This window comes from Enterobacter chuandaensis (genome assembly GCF_039718975.1).
Lineage (GTDB): Bacteria > Pseudomonadota > Gammaproteobacteria > Enterobacterales > Enterobacteriaceae > Enterobacter > Enterobacter chuandaensis.
Window position 1 is genome coordinate 1,944,276 of sequence record NZ_CP097173.1, and the last position, 20,412, is coordinate 1,964,687.

Annotated in this window: 20 protein-coding genes; 11 read left to right on the plus strand and 9 right to left on the minus strand. The window is 53.7% G+C overall.

Translation table 11 applies throughout. The annotated features are described in order from the left end of the window. Positions 1–30 precede the first annotated feature (30 nt). Genes MX657_RS09480 through MX657_RS09505 form a run of 6 tightly spaced genes read left to right on the plus strand, consistent with a single transcriptional unit; the run spans position 31 to position 6,515 of the window. A complete protein-coding gene (locus tag MX657_RS09480; protein ID WP_088544742.1) occupies positions 31–624 on the plus strand; it encodes a hypothetical protein in 594 nt (197 codons plus the stop codon). Continuing rightward, complete coding sequence (locus tag MX657_RS09485; protein ID WP_346808237.1) at positions 624–1,208, plus strand: hypothetical protein; 585 nt, start codon at positions 624–626, stop codon at positions 1,206–1,208. Before MX657_RS09480 ends, MX657_RS09485 begins: the two co-directional genes overlap by 1 nt. Positions 1,209–1,214: 6 nt before the next feature. Then, entirely contained in the window at positions 1,215–1,613 is a 399-nt protein-coding gene (locus tag MX657_RS09490; protein WP_346808239.1) for a DUF6950 family protein, read from the plus strand. Next, on the plus strand, positions 1,613–4,321 hold the full coding sequence (locus MX657_RS09495) for a phage tail tip fiber protein (protein WP_346808241.1): 2,709 nt from the start codon (positions 1,613–1,615) through the stop codon (positions 4,319–4,321). The genes MX657_RS09490 and MX657_RS09495 overlap by 1 nt, the downstream gene beginning before the upstream one ends. Positions 4,322–4,323: 2 nt before the next feature. Beyond that, entirely contained in the window at positions 4,324–5,277 is a 954-nt protein-coding gene (locus MX657_RS09500) for a DUF6453 family protein (protein WP_346808242.1), read from the plus strand. 47 nt (positions 5,278–5,324) lie between these two features. After that, positions 5,325–6,515, plus strand: a complete 1,191-nt coding sequence (locus MX657_RS09505; RefSeq protein ID WP_346808243.1) for a tail fiber domain-containing protein — start codon at positions 5,325–5,327, stop codon at positions 6,513–6,515. Between the two features lie 54 nt (positions 6,516–6,569). On the opposite strand, the gene MX657_RS09510 is transcribed toward MX657_RS09505, so the two are convergent. Further along, a complete protein-coding gene (locus tag MX657_RS09510; RefSeq protein WP_346808245.1) occupies positions 6,570–6,836 on the minus strand; it encodes a DinI family protein in 267 nt (88 codons plus the stop codon). Between the two features lie 86 nt (positions 6,837–6,922). Here MX657_RS09510 and MX657_RS09515 point away from each other — a divergent pair, with 86 nt between their 5' ends. Next, complete coding sequence (locus MX657_RS09515; protein WP_346808247.1) at positions 6,923–7,162, plus strand: hypothetical protein; 240 nt, start codon at positions 6,923–6,925, stop codon at positions 7,160–7,162. Beyond that, entirely contained in the window at positions 7,162–7,482 is a 321-nt protein-coding gene (locus MX657_RS09520) for a hypothetical protein (RefSeq protein ID WP_346808248.1), read from the plus strand. The genes MX657_RS09515 and MX657_RS09520 overlap by 1 nt, the downstream gene beginning before the upstream one ends. A 127-nt stretch (positions 7,483–7,609) precedes the next feature. Here MX657_RS09520 and MX657_RS09525 read toward each other — a convergent pair whose 3' ends face one another. Both MX657_RS09525 and yeaG read right to left on the minus strand, forming a co-directional pair. Next, positions 7,610–8,893, minus strand: a complete 1,284-nt coding sequence (locus MX657_RS09525; protein ID WP_346808249.1) for a YeaH/YhbH family protein — start codon at positions 8,891–8,893, stop codon at positions 7,610–7,612. A gap of 74 nt (positions 8,894–8,967) precedes the next feature. Continuing rightward, positions 8,968–10,902, minus strand: coding sequence for a protein kinase YeaG (gene yeaG / locus MX657_RS09530; protein WP_047348909.1), 1,935 nt, complete (start codon positions 10,900–10,902; stop codon positions 8,968–8,970). Positions 10,903–11,332: 430 nt separating this feature from the next. On the opposite strand from yeaG, the gene MX657_RS09535 reads away from it, so the two are divergent. Continuing rightward, on the plus strand, positions 11,333–12,079 hold the full coding sequence (locus MX657_RS09535) for a MipA/OmpV family protein (protein ID WP_080327430.1): 747 nt from the start codon (positions 11,333–11,335) through the stop codon (positions 12,077–12,079). Between the two features lie 79 nt (positions 12,080–12,158). Here the strand turns inward: MX657_RS09535 and MX657_RS09540 are convergent, their stop codons facing one another. Both MX657_RS09540 and gapA read right to left on the minus strand, forming a co-directional pair. Beyond that, positions 12,159–13,043 carry a D-hexose-6-phosphate mutarotase gene (locus tag MX657_RS09540; RefSeq protein ID WP_252001414.1) on the minus strand — a complete coding sequence of 295 codons (885 nt, stop codon included), beginning with the start codon at positions 13,041–13,043 and terminating at the stop codon, positions 12,159–12,161. 75 nt (positions 13,044–13,118) lie between these two features. Then, complete coding sequence (gene gapA, locus MX657_RS09545) at positions 13,119–14,114, minus strand: glyceraldehyde-3-phosphate dehydrogenase (protein WP_014831506.1); 996 nt, start codon at positions 14,112–14,114, stop codon at positions 13,119–13,121. Between the two features lie 341 nt (positions 14,115–14,455). On the opposite strand from gapA, the gene msrB reads away from it, so the two are divergent. Beyond that, positions 14,456–14,869, plus strand: coding sequence for a peptide-methionine (R)-S-oxide reductase MsrB (gene msrB, locus MX657_RS09550; RefSeq protein ID WP_119914813.1), 414 nt, complete (start codon positions 14,456–14,458; stop codon positions 14,867–14,869). Between the two features lie 41 nt (positions 14,870–14,910). Beyond that, positions 14,911–15,183, plus strand: a complete 273-nt coding sequence (locus tag MX657_RS09555; protein WP_119914812.1) for a YeaC family protein — start codon at positions 14,911–14,913, stop codon at positions 15,181–15,183. Positions 15,184–15,233: 50 nt separating this feature from the next. Here MX657_RS09555 and MX657_RS09560 read toward each other — a convergent pair whose 3' ends face one another. From MX657_RS09560 to sppA, 4 genes are all read right to left on the minus strand, one after another. Continuing rightward, positions 15,234–16,487, minus strand: a complete 1,254-nt coding sequence (locus MX657_RS09560) for a glycoside hydrolase family 18 protein (protein WP_119914811.1) — start codon at positions 16,485–16,487, stop codon at positions 15,234–15,236. A gap of 175 nt (positions 16,488–16,662) precedes the next feature. Next, a complete protein-coding gene (pncA, locus tag MX657_RS09565) occupies positions 16,663–17,304 on the minus strand; it encodes a bifunctional nicotinamidase/pyrazinamidase (protein WP_346808252.1) in 642 nt (213 codons plus the stop codon). A 9-nt stretch (positions 17,305–17,313) separates the two neighbouring features. Continuing rightward, positions 17,314–18,330 (minus strand): asparaginase, encoded by a 1,017-nt coding sequence (gene ansA / locus MX657_RS09570; RefSeq protein WP_008500705.1) that lies wholly within the window; start codon positions 18,328–18,330, stop codon positions 17,314–17,316. A gap of 63 nt (positions 18,331–18,393) precedes the next feature. Then, positions 18,394–20,250 carry a signal peptide peptidase SppA gene (gene sppA / locus MX657_RS09575; protein WP_252001417.1) on the minus strand — a complete coding sequence of 619 codons (1,857 nt, stop codon included), beginning with the start codon at positions 20,248–20,250 and terminating at the stop codon, positions 18,394–18,396. Positions 20,251–20,412 lie beyond the last annotated feature (162 nt).

Genomic DNA, 20,412 nt, shown 5'->3' on the forward strand with positions numbered 1-20,412 from the left:
AGATCAGTGTTTTCAACATCGGGAGAAACTATGGCTGCGCTTGAATGGCCAGAAGATGTATGTCCGGCGTCGCTGACCTGGCGGCCGGAAAGTAACACCAAAACCTTTCGTTCCCCGTTTAATGGTGCATCACAGACTGTCCGTTTCCCCGGCACCCGCTGGATCTGCTCCCTGACGTTTAGCAACCTTACAGACGATAAATCCCGGCGCATCGATGCGCTGGTGGCCGATCTGGATGGTGAATATGGCAGGGTGAAGATCAGTGACTGGGGGAGGGTAGGCAGGACGCCAGCCGGAAACCCGGTGGTTTCTGACGCGAACCAGACAGGTACGCAGCTCGGCAGTAAGGGCTGGACACCCGGCACACTGGTACTGCGCACCGGTGATTACTTTACCGTCAATGACGAGCTGAAGATGGTCACCGCCGATGTGACCAGCACTGCTGCAGGAACTGCCGTTATTCCCTTTGCGCCTATGCTGCGCGCCTCCCCCCCTGCCAACGGAAAAATCGAAGTCGCTAAGCCATACGGCATTTTCAAGCTGAAGGATAACCAGCAGGGGGCAGGTAACCGCGTGCCGGGCATTTTTACCAGCTATACGCTGGAATTTGAGGAGGCTTTCTGATGCTGTATTCACCGTTTTCTGATTCGATGGTGGACTGGCTATCCCGCGACAGAGTTACCGCCGTACTGGCGGCGAATGTCCAGTTTGAATCCGGTACTGCCTACGTACATTCCGGTACCGGCACGCTGGTGCTGGGCGGTTATGTCTATTACGGCATGGGTACGATGGGCGCCATTGATGATGTGGGCGAAACCAACACAACGAGCCCGACGCAGCTCAGGATGACGCTATCAGGGCTGGATATGTCGCTGTTTGCTAAAACGCTCAATGAGCGCTGTGTGGGAAGGCCAGCGGAGCTGTATCTGGTGGCGATGGATGATAACGGCGTCGTTCAGGTTGCAGACCTGATTTTTAAGGGGAAGGTTTCCGGAACCGGGGCAACGGCGGGTGAAACGAATGCCCTGCAGTACACCGTCAGTAATATTTTTGAGGACTGGCAGCGACCGTTCCCTAACCGTTATACCGACGAGTCACACCAGGCCAACCAGCCAGGCGACTGCATATTTCGTTACGTCGCGCAGATGGCAGAACGTTCAATTTACTGGGGCAGCAAAAAAGATGCGCCAGGGTTTACCTATTCGTGAGGAAGCATGAAGCATCCAGACTGGCATAACAGATTAATCGCCGTGATAAGGGCCGCTGAAAAGCGGCCTTTTTTATGGGGCGAACATGACTGCTGTCTGTTTGCGGCAGATTGTGCGGAAGCGATGACCGGGGATAATTTCGCCGGCGGCTGGCGCGGGACCTACGACAGCGAAACGGGCGCAAAAAAGGCGCTGCTGCGCGGCGGCGGCTCACTCGAAAAGGTGCTGGCTAAATACCTTAATGAAGTGCCGGTGAAGATGGCTCAGCGCGGCGATATCGCGGTAGTGGAAAATGCGGGTACCCGATGCGCCGGGGTAATTTACGGTGGTGCAGTGTGGGTGCCTGGAGAAACGGGGCTGGTTTGCCTGCGGATTAAGCCCCTTAGTACGTGGAGGGTTCGCTGATGCCTGCTGCAATTCCTATAATCGCGACGGTAGCCGCTGGCGCCGCGGCAGCCAATGGAGCCTACGCTATCGCAATGGCAATCACCATTGCCGCTCAGGTCGCCACACAGATGATGACGAAGAAGCCATCACTGGGGTCTTACCGGGACACTGCAGAGCGTAAACAGGTGCTGCGCGCGGCTGCCAGCCCTAAAACGGTTGTTTATGGCAGGACCGTATCTGCAGGCACTCTGTTTTTCGCTGAAGAACAGCCAGGCGAGCAGACTGATGGAGAATGGGTTCACCTTGCCATTACCCTGGCGGGACACCCAATTTCGGGCACAGGTACTATTTACCTGGGCGATGATGATATTGGCTCGTATGGAGAGAACGCCACGTATGAAGTGCACATCGATCGCCAGACAGCAGACCCGTTTATGCTGGCAAATTGCCCATCGTGGAAAGATGACATGATCGGCAAGGGGATTTCCTGGCTGCGTCTGTCTCTGAAATACAATGCTGAGAAATTCCCGTCCGGCATCCCGAACGTGAAGGTTGAGAAGACGGGCCGGAAAGTATACGACCCGCGCACCGGCCGCACGGAGTACAGCAACAATCTGGCGCTGTGTGTGCTGGACTACTACCGGAGTTACCTGAAAGTCGCTGATGCTGATATTAACTGGGATCAGTTTCAGGAGGCGGCCAACATCTGCGACGAGCTGGTGACTAACGGCGACGGCACGACGGAAAAGCGTTACACGCTGAACGGGGAATTTGACCTCAGCGAAAATAAAGCGAGCATTCTTGAGGCGATGCTGACAGCTGGCGCAGCGGAGCCAACCTACATCGCCGGTAAACATGGCATCCTCGTTGGCGCGTATTATGGGCCCGCAACGGAAGTTATTACCGAGAGTCAGCTGGCCGGTGATATCGAGATCATGCCTGAGGTGTCACAGTCAGAGCGCGTTAACACCATCAGCGGTACATTTGTCGATCCTAAACAGACATACTCTGAAGCCGATTTCCCCTCAGTATCTGTAAGCGAGTGGGTAACCGAAGACGGCGTGGAGATATCGCAGGATCTAAAGCTGCGTTTTGTCACGTCTGAATTTCAGGCCCAGCGTCTGGCGGACATCAAGCTTAAGCGCACCCGCATTTCCCGCACAATGAATCTCACGCTGAACCTCAGTGGGTACCGCTATCGCCCCGGTATGTACGTAAAGGTTAATTTTCCCTCGCTTGGGATCGTTAACGTTGAGATGCGCGTGACCGACTGGAAATTTGGCGTGCAGAACGGCGTGCGGATCACACTGAAGCAGGAAACTGCTGACGTGTGGGGGGACGCCATCGGTAAACCCATCGATCGCCCACCGTTTACCCAGCTTCCACCTGGTGGGGTGGCTCAGCCTCAGAATCTGAAGTACACCGTTGAGGAAATTGGTCAGGTGGTGCAGGGCGTTCTCTCCTGGCAGAACATCGGGCAGTTTGTCTATAACCAGGTTGTCATTCGCAGGAATGGCCAGGCGGTGCTCACAGCCCAGGTTCCCGGCTCCTTCACGCGATTAACCGGTCTGCTGCAGGATACCTATACAGCCCACATCACCGCCGTTAATCAGATGGGGGCATCATCACCTGAGGCTTACCTAGAATTCAGCATTGAGGCACCGCCTCCGCCGTCAGGTGTCACTGTAGAGCAGGCATTTTTTGCCGTGATGCTTATTCCCCGCCTCGCAGCAGTAACGAACGTCTCCACCCAGTTTGATTTCTGGACGTCTGGTGAACATCCACTTGCCAACACAGATACGGCGACCGTGGAGGCCAGAGCCACGCGCGCGGGCATGGGCACGACATGGACCAGCCACAACCTTAAGAACGGGCATACCTATTACTGGTACATCAGAACCATCAATGCGTTCGGTGAATCTGCTTTCATACAGGTGGCCGCGCTGTGCCAGACTGAAACCGGAGAGCTGATCGATATTATTGATGATGCTGTGCGTGACTCTGACGCTTTCAAAAATGTTTCTGGAGGTGTGGACACCAACCTCGAAGCAGCCATGCAGAATTCCCTGGCAAATCACGGAACGGTTGAACACCAGTATCAGCAGTATGGGGAGGTGCGCGCTGATATCCTGGTTGTTAAAACAACGGTCGCAGAAGTGGATAAAGGCCTTGCAGACCTGTCTACATACGTGCAGGCCCAGGTAGGGGATTTGACCGCAGCTGTTAACCAGAAATTGACGGCAGAAGTAAACAGTGATGGAACAGGAAAGGCGTCCTATACGCTGAACCTCGGGATAGTCAGAAGTGGGGTGAAGTACAACACTGGTTTCGGGATGTCGATAGAGCCATCCGGCGGCACCTATAAATCTACAGTGGTCTTTGCTGCCGATCAGTTTGGTATTTACTCGGGAAGTGACCCGGGAAATTACCAGGCTGCATTCTTTGTCTATAACGGTCAGGTGTTCATCCGTGATGCCTTTATCCAGGATGGCAGCATTACTAACGCGAAGATTGGGAATTACATCCGATCAACAAACTATGTCGCTGGTCCCGGCGGCGCAGGCTGGAACATTGATAAATCAGGGAACTGCGAGATGCACGGCGCGCTATATGCTGCCAGCGGTAATTTCGCGTTCACCGGGAATGGTAATGGCGTCACCATTGACGGAAGGGGCGTAAGAATTGATCTCGGTGGCGGTAACCTGATTGTTCTTGGAGAGTGGTAACAATGCCAAAAGGATTACGTCTTACCTACGACGACGGTGGCCCAGCAATGGAAATAACTTCCGGGCTCCGCTGCCCTTCGTTTTGCCAGAATGTAAGCGATGCCGGTTCTGGGAACCAGTTCACAATTAACCAGCGAGTTGATGGTAGTCAGATCGTTCTTATTCCGCGCAATACTGTCGACAGGTTTTGGGTGGGCACCAACCTTATACCAACAATTGTTATGCTGGATAGTTTTACCGTAAACGGAAATACCATCACCATGAATAACTGGCGGAGTGATGGGCTGGGAAGCCCTCGAACGTTTGCATCATCAATCTGGCAAATTCTTCCGGCCTCGTCAGGGAGGGGGCTACTGATCAAGGACAGTACTGATTTCCTCTCAATCACCGATGCCACGATGTCGGGATACTGCGTCTGGCGCGGTACCGTCACCTTCACAGGAACCTGGGCTACCCCAACGACAAACATCTCCCGCGACCGCTATATGGTGTTCGCCAAATGGAGTGCTGATAACGTCACCATTGAATTCGACGGCTCGAATATTATTGCGACAATAGACCATGCTGGTCTCGATCAGGATGCGACAGTTACCATGCAGATCGCTATTTTTGCCAGTGGCGTAAGCCCGACCCCGGGAAGAGGCCTGAATATCATAAAGGGTGGTGTCTGCGTGTTCTCCACCACGCGCCGGCCGTTTGTCTACCGGAACCAGACCTACGCGCCATCATGGGGAAATACCGATATCGGAGATCGCATGATACTGCTTGGCCGCTATGGCTATAACAGCGAGGTTTACACTGGCTGGGACTATTTGAAATGGGCGGGCCTGATCCGCAGCGGCAATTTGGTACGCGCCGGGAGGGGAAGAAATGTCGCTTCGTGGACATCGAAATACAGCGTCGTAGGACGAAGGCTGACAAGTCTATCTATCCCCGTTATTGATGCAATTTACTGACAACCCGCTACGGCGGGTTTTTTATTATCTGAATTCAGGAGTCCTATATGTCGGCAGGAACCATTACCCTGACAAACGGGTCCGCTATTGTTGGCGGTTCAGGAACCTCATTCGCAACCGAACTCGCCGCAGGTGATTTCATTGTTTCGACTGTGGGCGGTGTGTCGTACACGCTGCCGGTGAAAACGGTCGACAGTAATACCCAGCTGACGCTGGTCAGCAACTTCACCGGGCCAACGCAATCCGGAGCGGCCTGGTCAGCGGTTCCCCGCGTGGCGCTGAATATGGTCACTGCTGCGCTGGTGGCGCAAAGTGCTGAAGCGCTGCGTGGACTGAATTACGATAAACAGAACTGGCAGCAGGTTTACAGCGCCGCCGGAAACATCACGGTGAAGCTGCCAGACGGCACAACCTTCACTGGCCCGTCTTGGAAATATCTGTCCGAAAATGTAGTGTTGCAATCAGATTTAGGAAACAGCGCCACCAGGAACGTTGGAACATCTGCAGGGACGGTGGCCGCTGGTGACGACGAACGCCTTAACACATTAGACGGGAAATCTGGCGGCCAGGTTACTTCAGGCGTCAGTATGGCCTTCACGGGTTCGACATATTCCTATCCTGTTAACTTCGAAGTTATTGCCGGGCAGGAAGCTGTTCAGGTACGCGGCTCTATAGCGAACTTCGTTGACTCTTCAAGCAGGGTTATTCTTAATTTAGAGTCGGTAAGCCAGCGTAGGGCTGTGTTATACGCGAGCGGCGGGATTATCTGCCAACCGGGTTTGTCAGGCGGCCCGCAGCTTTACTCAACTTTTCTTAACTACGCTAATGGTCCGGTAGACCTGTGGGTTGACACCTCAAGAATAGGAGCAATCCAGGTAGCGGCGACTTCTGACAAATTATTGAAGAAAGAAATCGAGTATTTATCGGACAGGGTGGGAGCAGAGCCTTCTGCCAGTGCGCTGAAGGAAGTCCTCCAATGGAACCCGGCAACATTCAAGTATAAGAAACGCGGAATTATCCCGGAAAGCGATACCAATCTTGGGTTCATCGCAAATGATCTGGTAGAAGTCTCACCTGAATGTGTGAAGGGGAAAGGGCTGGAGGAAGGCTATGACGAGAACAATACAGCGGACGCATACTCACTGGATGAGATAGCAATGATAGCTAAGCTGACGTTGTCTATTCAGGAATTGCAAAAACAGATTTCCCTGCTTAAAGCCAATGGCGCGGGTAGCTGAATAATGCGCCGCGCGTCGTGTGCAAGCCCGCGTGGCGTTTTCTCTGAGCAAAATTTAAAGCCCTACCTGGCGAACAGTCGGGAACTCTGAGACCAGCCACATATCGGACTCTTCAAACATTTCCTCCAGCATGCGGTTCAGTTTTTCACGATCGCTTTTGCTTGCATCGCTATTCAGGCCGTTTGCCTGCATCGGCTTCACCTTCACTTCGGCACTAGGGAAAATCTGGTGCACCCGCTTCGTCAGCTCGGCCAGTATGATCTCTCTGGCCCCTTCGAGCCCCGCAACATTACGCTTGTCATATACCAGTTCAACAAACATCACTATCCCTCTTGCCCAACTTGATCTGTAATTACAAAAATACTACTGTATATGCATACAGTCAATAATCCAATGAGGGCGCTCTTATGCCTCGTCAACCTGATATACGTGCAGCCTTTTTAGCTGCCATACAACAGAACCCCAAGGGATATCTTTGTTTGAACACAGACAGATTTATCACTGAATTACGCATTAGGAATTGGCATTTCAGTCAGGCAGATGCCAATACATGGATTGAGAGATACCAGCCAGATTTTGCTGATAAGACGACGGATGGTAGCGATAACCGTTACTGGATCTTGCGTAATATGGGGAGGATTTTCTGATGGGCTTTCCTTCACCGGCTATGGATTACCAGGAACAGCGGTTAACCATAGATCTGCTATGCGGAATTGACGGTAACTGCAGGGTAATAGAAACATCCTGTGGTTGGGCAGTGATTAACATTGCTCTCAGGCCAGAGCAGGGAGATACGCTACTGGTAAGAATGGATAACAGGAACGAGTTTGCAAAGCTATATGGGGCGGCATTGATAACTGAAGATGGTGAAGCGATAGAAGGCGACGGGCTGGATGATGTAACTGTATACGGCGTACTGACTCACACCCTTAACATTATAGGGGAGGACAAGTTACCCACTATCTAACCGGATAACCACTGAACTGCCTTCCCCAAAATAAAAACTAAAGCAATGAAAATTATGGAGAATTTTAAACGTGAAAACTATAGTTAATCAGCCAGTAAAACAAAGCTAACTGGCTGATTAACAAAGTTTAATTTGAGGTTGTTGGGCTTTGCTTGTGGAATAGCTCCCGGAACACCGGATAAATGTCGTCCTGGTCACGGATATGCTGCATAGCGAAATTATCGAACATCGCCTGCAGATGTTCATACTCCCGCCACAGGGTCTGGTGGGCGCGACGGGTGATTTCGATATAGCTGTAGTAACGCACCACCGGCAGAATTTTCTTCGCCAGGATCTCGTGACACAGCGGTGAGTCGTCGGCCCAGTTATCGCCATCGGACGCCTGCGCGGCATAAATGTTCCACTGCGCCGGGTCGTAACGCTCTTTCACTACTTCGTCCATCAGCTTCAGGGCGCTTGATACGATGGTGCCGCCGGTCTCCTGGGAGTAGAAGAACTCGTGTTCATCCACCTCTTTGGCCTGGGTGTGATGGCGGATATAGACCACCTCCACGTTCTTGTAGGTTCTGCTCAGGAACAGGTAGAGCAGGATATAGAAACGCTTCGCCATATCCTTGGTGGCCTGATCCATCGAGCCGGACACGTCCATCAGACAGAACATCACCGCCTGGCTGGAGGGCTCAGGGCGTTTTTCGTAGTTCTTGTAACGCAGGTCAAAGGTGTCGATAAACGGCACGCGGTCGATCTTCGCTCTCAGCTCGGCAATCTCTTTTCGCAGGCGCTCCTCTTCCAGCAGCTGTGCCGGTTCCGTGTTTTCCACGACCTTCAGGCTGCTCTCCAGCTCGCGCAGTTCACGACGTTTCCCTGCCGTCATGGCCGTGCGGCGCGCAAGCGAATTCTGCAGCGAACGCACCACGCTGATATTGGCAGGCACGCCGTTGGCGGTATAGCCCGCGCGATGGGTTTTGTATTCGTTAAGCTGACGATGCTGATTCTTTTTCAGATTCGGCAGCGCAAGGTCCTCAAACAGCAGGTCGAGATATTCATCTTTTGAGATCTGGAAAACGAACTCATCCTGGCCTTCACCGTCCTGGCTGGCCTGTCCCTGACCGCTTCCCGAGCCACCGCCGCCGCCCTGAGGGCGCTCAATTCTGTCGTTCTGAACGAAGTGGTCGTTACCTGGATGAACGCGGTGGCGCAGGCCGCCGCGCCCCTGATGAAACATCGGTTCGCTGATGTCATCGGTAGGGATGGAGACAGACTCGCCGCTGTCGACGTCGGTCACCGAGCGTTTGTTGATGGCCTCGGAGATCGACTGTTTAATTTGCGCTTTATAACGGCGCAAGAAGCGCTGGCGGTTCACCGTGCTCTTGTTTTTGCCGTTAAGACGCCGGTCAATAAACCAGGTCATATACCCCCCGTACTGCATTTGCCAACTTGCGTTTTTGTTGGCCCGGCAGGCACAGACACCGCCGGGCACTTGTTTTAAGACGATTTACGCACGCGCAGATACCATTCGCAGAGCAGGCGAACCTGCTTGCGGGTGTAGCCTTTTTCCATCATTCGGTCGACAAAATCGTCGTGTTTCTTCTGCTCATCGGTTGAGGTTTTGGTGTTAAACGAGATCACCGGCAACAGCTCTTCGGTGTTGGAGAACATTTTCTTCTCAATAACCGTGCGCAGCTTCTCGTAGCTGGTCCAGTTCGGATTACGCCCGTTGTTATGCGCTCTGGCACGCAGGACGAAGTTCACAATCTCATTACGGAAGTCTTTCGGGTTACTGATCCCGGCTGGCTTCTCAATTTTTTCCAGCTCCGCGTTCAGGGATTCACGGTCAAACAGCTGGCCGGTATCCGGGTCGCGGTACTCCTGATCCTGGATCCAGAAGTCAGCGTAGGTGACATAACGGTCGAAAATGTTCTGCCCGTATTCTGAATAGGATTCCAGGTAGGCCGTCTGGATCTCTTTGCCAATGAACTCGGCGTATTTCGGGATCAGGTAACCTTTCAGGAACTCAAGGTAGCGTTCAGCCTGCTCCTGCGGGAACTGCTCGCGTTCAATTTGCTGCTCCAGCACGTAGAACAAGTGCACCGGGTTGGCCGCCACTTCCGCATGGTCGAAGTTAAAGACGCGGGAGAGGATCTTAAACGCGAAGCGCGTAGACAGACCGTTCATCCCTTCATCGACCCCGGCGTAGTCGCGGTATTCCTGATAGGACTTCGCTTTCGGGTCGGTGTCTTTCAAACTTTCACCGTCATAGACACGCATTTTCGAGTAGATACTGGAGTTTTCCGGCTCTTTCAGGCGCGAAAGGATGGAGAAGCGAGACAGCGTTTCCAGGGTTCCCGGTGCGCAAGGCGCGTGTACCAGCTCGCTGTGGTTAAGCAGTTTCTCGTAAATTTTGATCTCTTCGGAGATCCGCAGGCAATAAGGCACCTTAACGATGTACACGCGGTCAAGGAAGGCCTCATTGTTTTTGTTATTACGGAAGGTCACCCATTCGGATTCGTTCGAGTGGGCGAGAATAATCCCGTTAAACGGCAGGGCAGAAATACCTTCCGTCCCGTTGTAGTTTCCTTCCTGGGTCGCCGTCAGCAGAGGGTGCAGCACTTTGATCGGTGCTTTAAACATCTCGACGAATTCCATAATCCCCTGGTTGGCGCGGCACAGCGCACCGGAATAGCCATAGGCATCCGGATCGTTCTGCGCGAAGTTTTCCAGCTTACGGATATCGACTTTACCCACCAGCGCCGAGATGTCCTGGTTGTTCTCATCACCCGGTTCTGTTTTAGCGATGGCGATCTGTTCCAGAATCGACGGCCACACTTTCACCACGCGGAATTTGGTGATATCGCCGCCAAACTCGTGCAGGCGTTTTGCCGCCCACGGGGACATAATGGTGCCGAGGTAGCGACGTGGGATGCCATATTCTTTATCCAGAATTTGCGCATCTTCCTGAGGGTTAAACAGGCACAGCGGATGGTCATTCACCGGGCTGCGCTCGCCGTTGGCGCTCAGCACATAAATAGGCACGCGCTGCATCAGTGATTTCAGGCGTTCAGCCAGCGAGGATTTACCGCCACCCACGGGGCCGAGTAAATAGAGGATCTGTTTCTTCTCTTCCAGACCCTGAGCGGCATGCTTGAGATAGGAGACAATCTGTTCAATGGCATCTTCCATACCATAGAACTCTTCGAACGCCGGATATCGGGCGACCACCCGATTCGAAAACAGACGGGAAAGCCGTGGCTCCAGGGCAGTATCAACCATGTTTGGCTCACCGATAGCCATCAATAGCCGTTCTGCCGCATTGGCATAGGCACTGCGATCTTGCCGACAAATGGTAAGAAACTCCTGCAGTGTGAACTCTTCGTCCTTGGCAGCTTCATAGCGCTGGCGATAGTGATCGAATATATTCATGGCATGCCGTCCTTTCGTTTTTTAGCACAGGATAAGAGCCGTTCGTATGAGTAGTGGAGGCTCCCGGAAGAGAATCTCTCGCACCCCACTGCCAGAGCAGCAACCTGTGTGCCAGGTCAGACGCTAAGAACCGCAGGTGTTCAGGAAAACTCTTCTTAAATTTAAGCGTAGATGGCATTTGCCAAACTTGCATGCTGAGAAAATCTAATTTCAATGACATATCAATAACTCATCCAAAAATTTCCACCTGAGTTATAAGGCTTAAGCGCGTTTTTCATTCACTGGTCATATAAATGAAAGCGGGCTGTCATCTGAAAAGTGAAAAATAACGGGTTAATCAGACTGATTAGCAGGCAAAAAATTTTGGGATGTACGGGAATGGCGGTTACACTTCACCCGCTGATTATTTGACTACAGGAAAGAATGGATTGTGACCAAACTCAAACTTCTGGCATTGGGCATCCTTGCCGCGACCGCAGTTAGCACCGCTCAGGCGGAAAGTCAGTGGACGGTTGGCGCGGGCGTTGGCGTGATTAACAGCCCATACAAGCAGTATGACCGTGATGTGTATCCCGTTCCCGTTGTCACCTATGAAGGCGATAACTTCTGGTTCCGCGGTCTCGGCGGCGGCTACTATCTGTGGAACGATACCGCCGACAAGCTCTCCATCATGGCTTACTACGATCCAACGCACTTCAAGCCAGGCGACAGCGATAGCCACGCGCTTCGTCAACTCGACAAGCGTAAAAGCTCCATGATGGCCGGGCTTTCCTATGTCCATAACACCCAGTATGGCTTCCTGCGTACGGCCCTGGCGGGTGACACGCTGGATAACAGCAACGGCTTTATCTGGGATCTGGCCTGGTTGTATCGCTATACCAACGGTGGGCTCACCCTGACGCCGGGTATTGGCGTGCAGTACAACAGTGAAAACTATAACGACTACTACTACGGCGTCTCTAAAAACGAGTCCCGCCGCAGTGGTCTGAAAAGCTACAGCGCGGATGACGGCTGGGATCCTTACCTGGAGCTGACCGCGAGCTATAACTTCCTCGGCGACTGGAGCGTCTACGGTACTGGCCGTTATGAGCGTCTGAGTGATGAAGTGAAAGATAGCCCGATGGTCGATAAGTCCTGGGCTGGCATCTTCTCTGTGGGTGTGAGCTACAAGTTCTGATTGCGCATTAATACAGTGCAATCCATGCATCAAAACGGGGCGCTATGCGCCCCGTTTGCTTTAATGTGGTGCAGCGATGTTATCGCTTAACGATGCGGATCGTTTGCCCTAAACGAGACGGTTTTTCTTCACTCGCTTTCTGCGGGGCGCTCACGCAGGCGGTTTCCACGCAGACAAAAGTTTTATAGCCGTCGTCAGGCACGTCGGCCATGCTTACGGACAGGGCAGGGCCCGGGTTCCAGCCCACCACGTTGCTGTGATGCTGGTGAACCACTTCAATTCTGCGGTTGAGAGCGCTGTCGTGAATGACGCTGCACGCTTCCGGGTGCAGATAGACGCGATCGGTACGGTCGGGGAAAGTCTGAACGCCGTCGCTCAGTTTGCCTTCCTTCGCGTTATCGACTTTATCTATAAAGGTATCACCCAGGCCGCTCACCTTCACTGCGCTGATGTCACCCACATTGAAGTAGGTGTGCAGGGCAGAGGTCGTTTCGAACTCGCCGTGGGCTTCCAGCTCAATCTCACAGGTTTGACCCAGCTTGAAACGGGCGTACAGGGTGAAATCGTGCGGCCACAGGGCACGAGTTTCATCATTGGCCTTCAGTTCAAAGGTGAGTACCGCACCGTTGTCGTCTTCGTTGTGCGCTTTCAGCGTCCACTGCTGGTTACGGGCGAAACCGTGCGAAGGTAAACCCGGCTGTGCGGACGGACCAAACCATGGCCAGCAGATTGGCACGCCGCCGCGAATCGCATCCCCTTTTTTAAACGAGGTGGCGTCGCTCAGCCACAGCGCTTCCGCTTCGCCTTCCGGTTTCCAGGAGAGCAGGTGCGCGCCGTTCAGCGCCACGGAGGCTTTAACGCGCGGGTGGTCAACCACGATAATATCGGCACCGTCAATCTGACGGCGGGAGAGCACAGGGGTAAGTTGTTCGACTACCGGAAGTGCAAAAATTTTATTAATCATTAAGCAATCCTCTGTCTAAAAAACAATAAAAAAGGCGACCGAAGTCGCCTTTTTGGATCAAGCACTCATCTCAACTTATTTGGAGATGTGAGCGATCAGGTCCAGTACTTTGTTAGAGTAGCCAGTTTCGTTGTCGTACCAGGAAACCAGTTTCACGAAGTTGTCGTTCAGTGCGATACCTGCTTTAGCATCGAACACGGAAGTGCACACTTCGCCGTTGAAATCGGTAGATACAACGTCGTCTTCGGTGTAGCCCAGAACGCCTTTCATTGCGCCTTCGGAAGCAGCTTTGATCGCTTTCTTAATTTCTTCATAAGAAGCAGCTTTTTCCAGACGAACGGTCAGGTCAACAACGGATACGTTAGGAGTTGGAACGCGGAACGCCATACCAGTCAGTTTGCCATTCAGTTCTGGCAGTACTTTACCTACAGCTTTAGCAGCACCGGTAGAGGATGGGATGATGTTCTGAGCCGCGCCACGGCCGCCGCGCCAGTCTTTGTGAGACGGGCCGTCAACGGTTTTCTGAGTAGCGGTGGTCGCGTGAACGGTAGTCATCAGACCTTCGATGATGCCGAAGTTGTCGTTGATAACTTTAGCCAGCGGTGCCAGGCAGTTGGTGGTGCAGGATGCGTTAGAAACGATGTCCTGGCCAGCGTAAGTTTCGAAGTTTGCACCACGAACGAACATTGGGGTGTTGTCTTTGGATGGACCAGTCAGAACAACTTTCTTCGCGCCCGCAGTGATGTGTTTACGTGCAGTTTCGTCGGTCAGGAAGATACCGGTTGCTTCAGCAACAACGTCAACACCGATTTCGTTCCATTTCAGGTTAGCTGGGTCTTTCTCAGCAGTAACGCGGATGGTTTTGCCGTTAACAACCAGGTGGCCGTCTTTCACTTCAACGGTGCCGTCGAAACGACCGTGAGTTGAGTCGTACTTCAGCATGTACGCCATGTATTCAGCGTCCAGGAGATCGTTGATACCAACGATTTCGATGTCAGAACGTTTCTGAGCAGCACGGAAAACAATACGGCCGATACGGCCAAAACCGTTGATACCTACTTTGATAGTCATATATTCCACCAGCTATTTGTTAGTGAATAAAAGGTTGCCTGTAAAATTACAAAAACCTTACGCAGCGTCAAGCGGAATCGTGTCAATCATTGCGACAAATCAATCCTGTGACTAACGTTTGTGCGACTGACTCGCCTCACTTTCCCTTTGAGCTTGCAACCACATGGGGGCTGCGCCCGGAATTTTAAAGTCCTCGCAGGATAAAAATGTGAACATGATCACAATTGCCTGACCGCCTTTTCGCGACACATAAGTTTAGAACAAAAGTGCACGCAAGGGTGTTAATGTTTTGTTAGAATCCGGGTTAAAAGATGTCTGTTTCTACAGCGAGATGTAAGCATATGTCGAACCAACGTAACCCTGACGATTTGAAAAAAAACCTCACAGAAATGCAGTTTTACGTGACGCAGAATCACGGCACGGAGCCGCCATTTACCGGGCGTTTGCTGCACAACAAGCGAGACGGCGTCTATCACTGCCTGGTCTGTGATGCTCCGCTGTTCAATTCCCAAACGAAATACGACTCCGGCTGCGGCTGGCCGAGCTTTTACGAGCCGGTGAGCGACGATGCAATCCGCTATCTAACCGACTCGTCGCACGGTATGGTGCGTACCGAAATTCGCTGTGGCAACTGCGACGCGCACCTGGGGCACGTCTTCCCGGATGGTCCTCAGCCAACGGGCGAGCGTTTCTGCGTGAACTCAGCCTCAATGAGCTTCAGCGATGATGAAAACGGCGACCAGATTAAAGGTTGAAAAAACGATTCAGCAAATTATTCCTTTGAAAAGGAGAGATCGTGAATATCGATGACATGATTAACGGGATGACCCCGGAAGTTTATCAGCGTCTGGTAACCGCCGTTGAGCTGGGAAAATGGCCGGACGGTGTGGCGCTCACACCTGAGCAAAAAGAAAACAGTCTGCAGCTGGTAATGCTGTGGCAAGCGCGCAATAACATCGACGCGCAGCACATGACTATCGACACCAACGGTCAGATGGTGATGAAGAGCAAGCGCGAACTGAAGGAAGATTTTGGCATCACGCCGAAGCCGATTGCGACCTTCAAATAACGCTCTCCGTGCAGGCCGGGTAAGCGCAAGCGCCACCCGGCACATACAACTTAGTGCTTAATCCCGAGCGACTCCGCCAGCTGTTTCGCTAACTGATTATTGTCGTCCGCACCATACTCCCAGAACATCGCCCCGGCGAGACCTTTCTCCTTGATGTAGTCCGCTTTGATCGCAACGGAACGCGGGTTCTCATAGGAAATCGCAAACAGCGCATTGTCATCGGCACCCTTCACCGACAGCCACGGTACCTTCGCCTGGTCATCCCAGTGCTCGGTAAAGCGTTTCTGCGGATCGTTCAGCAGCTTCTTCACGATATCGTTGTACTTCACGTAGGTATCTTTGGTCAGATCATAGCCGAGCGACTTAAACAGGCCGATCTCCTGCGGTCCAAAGTAGGGCTGGGTAACCGGATTTTTTTGCGCGTCTGGCTGGCTCCAGTCAATGCCCGGTTCAACCGCACGTTTTGGTACGCGGCCGTAAAAACCGATCCCGAGGTTCATCTGCTTCGGCTTAAGTCCGGCGGCCAGATAGTTGTTCACCACAAAATCAACGCTGTATTTGTCGGCAGCGGCCACCGTTGGCCAGGCGCTGGAGTCATACAGGTTGGCATTGAAATACTGTGTCCCGTACGCCATGTCGTAGGTCATCAGGTTGATATAGTCGAGCAGCGGGGCGATGGCTTTGACATCCACCCAGCTTTTCGGACTTTCCGCATTCGCGCCCACCGCGATGGTCACCAGCTTTTTCTGCCCGAACGCGTCGCGCATCTCTTTCAGCAGGGCGGTGAAGTTATCCCGGTCGGCGGGCTGGCTTGCAACCAGCCCCCAGGCGCCGTTGACCGGATACTCCCAGTCGAGATCGATCCCGTCCAGACCGTATTTCTCAACAATCTCCTGCGCGGAGCGGATAAACACCGCGCGACTCTCTTTGGTTGCCGCTGCGCCAGAGAAACCACGCGCGCCCCAGCCGCCAACGGAGAGCAGGACTTTCAGGTTCGGGTTTTGTTTACGCAGGGTGGGGATAAGGGCCAGATCGGACGCCACTTTTGGCGACAGCCAGATTTGATGCAGTTTCGCCGGATCTTTCAGCGCGGCGTTGGTTTCGTCTTTCTCGTCGTTATAAACCAGACCAAACGAGTAGTTCAGGTGGGTGATCTGGCGAACGTCGAGTTTATTGATATCGCCACCCGGTCCGGCGGTGACATCGCCACCCCCGTTAAAGTAGCCCACGGACATCAGGGGCGCGGCGGAAGCAAGTGAAGCGCAAAACAAGGGTAATGCTGCCAGCAAGGGCAAACGTTTCATATAAGTTCCTCTTTGACTTAATAAAAATAACCACGCCACAGAAAAGGCGTGGCGAAAAAACAGCCTGTTGAGAATAGCATTGCCGTTTCGCTTAGGATGCGAGGGAGTTCACTTTATGGGAGATCGGAGTGGGTTGTTTTGCCGGGTAAGCGTCAGCGCCACCCGGCTAAAAAGGCTACGCCTGCGTTTCCAGCCAGTCTGCCAGCGTATACAGCGTGGCGCCTTCGGCGGCCATATCCATAAACGCCTGAGCGCTATCCTGCGGGTGAATGTTCACCCCGCGGCAGCCGTCGGTAATGACGCTGACGGTATAACCTAACTGGAGCGCGTCCAGCACGGTAAACTTCACGCAATAATCCGTTGCCAGGCCAAGCACAATCAGCTCCGTGATTTCGTGATGACGTAACCACGCGTCCAGCGCCGTCTTCTGGCGATGCCCGTTATCGAAAAACGCGCTATAGCTGTCGATAGCCGGGTTTTCACCTTTATGGAACACCGCGTCGATGGCCTTCTGATTCAGGATCGGATGCAGCTCCGCACCTTCGGTCTGCTGTACGCAGTGATCCGGCCAGAAGGTTTGCGCCAGCCCGTCGAGTTCTCCCTGAGTGAAAGGCTCGACGTTGTGCTGGCTGGCAAAGCTGCCGTGGTTCGCCGGGTGCCAGTCCTGGCTTGCGACAACCGCTTCATCGCGGGCTTTGCACCAGTCAATCAGGGTATTCGCCACGTCAACGGTGCTGTCACCTTCGGCGACGGCCAGCGCACCGCCCGCGCAGAAATCATTTTGCAAATCGACCAGTAGCAGGGCGCGTTGTTTCATGAGCACTCCTTATTCGTCCGGGGTCAGCTCGCCGCGCAGGTTTTGCATCATCGCGCTGCGGATGGACTGAATGTCCAGATCCTGACTCAGTAAATAGTGAAGTTTAGTCAGCGTTGCCTCAACGGTCATATCGAAGCCGCTGATCACGCCCGCATGCGCCAGCGCGTTGCCGGTGGCATAGCCGCCCATGTTGACCTTGCCGGACATACACTGGGTCAGGTTCACCACCACAATTCCGCGCTCGCTGGCTTCCTGTAGCTCTTTCAGGAATTCGCCGTTCTGCGGGGCGTTGCCGACGCCATAGGAGCGCAGGATCAGCGCTTTCACCGGCTGGCGCAGGAAGTTACGCACCACGTCAGCGGAGATCCCCGGATAAATGGTGACCACGCCAATCGGCTGTGGGGTAATCGGGTGCACAATCAGCTCGCCGGCGGTGTTCGGTGCCGGAGGCGTTCCCAGACGACGGATATGAATACCCGCTTCCAGCAGCGGCTGCAGGTTTGGCGAGGCGAAGGCGTCAAAACCATCTGCATGGGCTTTGGTGGTGCGGTTGCCGCGATACAGACGGTTGTTGAAGAACAGCGACACTTCGTTGATCGGGTAATTCGCCGCCACGTACAGGGAGTTCAGCAGGTTGATCTGCCCGTCCGAGCGCAGCTCCGCCAGCGGAATTTGCGACCCGGTAACGATAACCGGCTTGCTCAGGTTCTCCAGCATGAATGAGAGCGCCGAGGCGGTGAACGCCATGGTGTCGGTGCCGTGCAGGATCACGAAGCCGTCGTACTGGTCGTAATGGGCTTTAATGTCATCCGCGATGTGCTGCCAGTCTTCCGGCGTCATGTCGGAGGAGTCCATCAGCGGCTCGTATTCGTGGATGGTAAAGTCAGGCATTTCCGGGCGGTGGAATTCCGGCATCAGCGCAAGCTGACGCTGAAGGTGGCCAGAGACAGGGATATAGCCATTTTCAGAGCGCTGCATACCGATGGTACCGCCAGTGTAGGCTACATAAATCGATTTCTTCTGCATGGTAGTGAGTTCTTGTTCTTCAAAAGAAAAAAATCCCCTCTTCACGGGAAGAGGGGACGGTTTTTAACGGACGTTAGCGCAGGTCAGGCAAAACGCGTAACGACTCTGTGGATCGTTAAAGGCCGCGAGCTTATCGCTTTCCGCTTTCATCGCTTTCGCAGCCGTAGCAACTGGAGCAGGCAGGTACGCCTGCAGCGCCTCCGGCAGCATGGCGCGAACGGAGACAGACATGCTGTCCATCACCATATCGAAGAACGACGGCTCGTCCTGGTAATACTCAACGTGCCACTGCTTGAGCTTCGCCAGTTCGGCGGCTTTCTTCACCGCGTCGTCGAAATCGCCCAGGCTGTCGACCAGACCGTTGCTCTTCGCATCCTGCCCGGTCCAGACGTGGCCCTGTGCGATCTGGTCGATCTGCTCAGGCGTTTTTTTACGCGAGTCCGCTACCAGCGTGATAAAGCGTTTATAGCCGTTCTCAATGCTGAGCTGCATCATCTCTGAAACTTCCGGCGGCAGAGATTTGGTCATCGACACATCCGCCAGCGGCGACGTGGCAACGCCATCGGTATGAACGCCCAGGTAATCCAGACTGTTTTCCACGGTATTAATCACCCCGAAGATGCCAATCGAGCCGGTCAGCGTGCTTGGGTTAGCCACGATGTAGTTGGCTGGCGTGGAGATCCAGTACCCGCCTGACGCAGCCATTCCACCCATAGACACAACGACCGGCTTGCCAGCGGCACGCGCTGCGGCCAGCTCGGCGCGGATCACTTCGGAGGCGCTAACGCTGCCGCCAGGGCTGTTCACCCGCAGGACAATCGCTTTCACTTTCGGATCAAGGCGTGCGTCGCGGATTTGCGAAGCAGTAGTATCACCGCCGACGTTACCCGGGGTTTCCTGACCGTCCATGATGGCGCCGTTAGCAAACACCACGGCAATGCTGTCGCCGCTGTCGTCCGGTTTTTTCGCCGCATAGTCATACATGCTGATGGCGCTGTAATTTTTGTCCTCTTTGCTCCAGCCAAACTGTTTGCTCAGGGATTTTTCAACCTCAGCGCTGGTGCCAAGGGCATCAACCAGTTTGTTATCAAGCGCATATTTCGCGGTATCGCCGTCAACCTTACGCAGTCCATCCAGCACGCCGCGAGCGCCCGGGAACACCTGCTCAGCGGTAATTTGACGGTTAGCGGCAACGGTACCCAGATAGTTCTGCCACAGCTCGCCAATCCAGCGGCTGTCCGCTTCACGGGCGGCAGGGGACATATCGTCGCGGATAAACGGTTCCACGGCAGATTTATAGGTGCCGACGCGGAAGACGTGGGTGGTGACCTTCAGCTTGTCGAGCAGCGATTTGTAGTACAGGCCGTTGGTGGCAAAGCCGTGCAGATCGACCGTTCCCTGCGGCGAGAGCCAGATTTTATTGGCAAAGCTCGCGAGGTAATACTGGCCCTGGCTGTAGCTGTCGCCCACGGCAATCACCGGCTTGCCGCTGTCGCGGAACTCGCGCAGCGCTTTACCGATGTACTGCATGGAAGGCTGATCGCCCCCTGCAAAGTCTTTCAGATCCAGCACGATACCGGTAATGTTGCGGTCGTCTTTGGCCTGACGAATGGTATCGACGATATCAAACAGCGAGTTCTCCTGCAGGCGATCAGATGTCGCACCAAACAACTGGCGGCTGATAACCCCCAGACGGTTGCTGGTGGACGGTTTATCAACGATCACGCCGGTGATATCGAGTAACAGAGCCCCGCGAGTCGAATGCTGGGCCTGATTCGCGTTGCTGATATGCATCCAAATGCCCGCGCAAACCAGAACCAGGAAGATGAAGAAGATGTTCATCACCAGGTTGCGGACGAAGTTGAGCAGTCGCCACGTCCATTTAAAGAAACCGGCAAAGATTCGCCAAAGGGTTCGCATGTATTCTCCCTAACCAGAAAATGACTGTTTCCGTCGCCACTGGACGGTAATGTTGGGTTATCGTAATGACCCAACCGCCACTTGTCAGCAGGAATCGCCTGCCAGGCTGTAACAAATTCTGCCGTCGTGTTAATTTTGTGAGTAAATTTCAAGAAAGGAGTT

Bases quoted from the DNA above. Each gene is read 5' to 3' on its own strand.
- pncA (WP_346808252.1), bottom strand. From the start codon at position 17,304: ATGAAACAACGCGCCCTGCTACTGGTCGATTTGCAAAATGATTTCTGC.
- MX657_RS09525 (WP_346808249.1), bottom strand. From the start codon at position 8,893: ATGACCTGGTTTATTGACCGGCGTCTTAACGGCAAAAACAAGAGCACG.
- MX657_RS09505 (WP_346808243.1), top strand. From the start codon at position 5,325: ATGTCGGCAGGAACCATTACCCTGACAAACGGGTCCGCTATTGTTGGC.
- MX657_RS09540 (WP_252001414.1), bottom strand. From the start codon at position 13,043: ATGATTAATAAAATTTTTGCACTTCCGGTAGTCGAACAACTTACCCCT.
- yeaG (WP_047348909.1), bottom strand. From the start codon at position 10,902: ATGAATATATTCGATCACTATCGCCAGCGCTATGAAGCTGCCAAGGAC.
- MX657_RS09480 (WP_088544742.1), top strand. From the start codon at position 31: ATGGCTGCGCTTGAATGGCCAGAAGATGTATGTCCGGCGTCGCTGACC.
- MX657_RS09515 (WP_346808247.1), top strand. From the start codon at position 6,923: ATGCCTCGTCAACCTGATATACGTGCAGCCTTTTTAGCTGCCATACAA.
- ansA (WP_008500705.1), bottom strand. From the start codon at position 18,330: ATGCAGAAGAAATCGATTTATGTAGCCTACACTGGCGGTACCATCGGT.
- MX657_RS09495 (WP_346808241.1), top strand. From the start codon at position 1,613: ATGCCTGCTGCAATTCCTATAATCGCGACGGTAGCCGCTGGCGCCGCG.
- gapA (WP_014831506.1), bottom strand. From the start codon at position 14,114: ATGACTATCAAAGTAGGTATCAACGGTTTTGGCCGTATCGGCCGTATT.
- msrB (WP_119914813.1), top strand. From the start codon at position 14,456: ATGTCGAACCAACGTAACCCTGACGATTTGAAAAAAAACCTCACAGAA.
- MX657_RS09510 (WP_346808245.1), bottom strand. From the start codon at position 6,836: ATGTTTGTTGAACTGGTATATGACAAGCGTAATGTTGCGGGGCTCGAA.
- sppA (WP_252001417.1), bottom strand. From the start codon at position 20,250: ATGCGAACCCTTTGGCGAATCTTTGCCGGTTTCTTTAAATGGACGTGG.
- MX657_RS09490 (WP_346808239.1), top strand. From the start codon at position 1,215: ATGAAGCATCCAGACTGGCATAACAGATTAATCGCCGTGATAAGGGCC.
- MX657_RS09485 (WP_346808237.1), top strand. From the start codon at position 624: ATGCTGTATTCACCGTTTTCTGATTCGATGGTGGACTGGCTATCCCGC.
- MX657_RS09560 (WP_119914811.1), bottom strand. From the start codon at position 16,487: ATGAAACGTTTGCCCTTGCTGGCAGCATTACCCTTGTTTTGCGCTTCA.
- MX657_RS09500 (WP_346808242.1), top strand. From the start codon at position 4,324: ATGCCAAAAGGATTACGTCTTACCTACGACGACGGTGGCCCAGCAATG.
- MX657_RS09520 (WP_346808248.1), top strand. From the start codon at position 7,162: ATGGGCTTTCCTTCACCGGCTATGGATTACCAGGAACAGCGGTTAACC.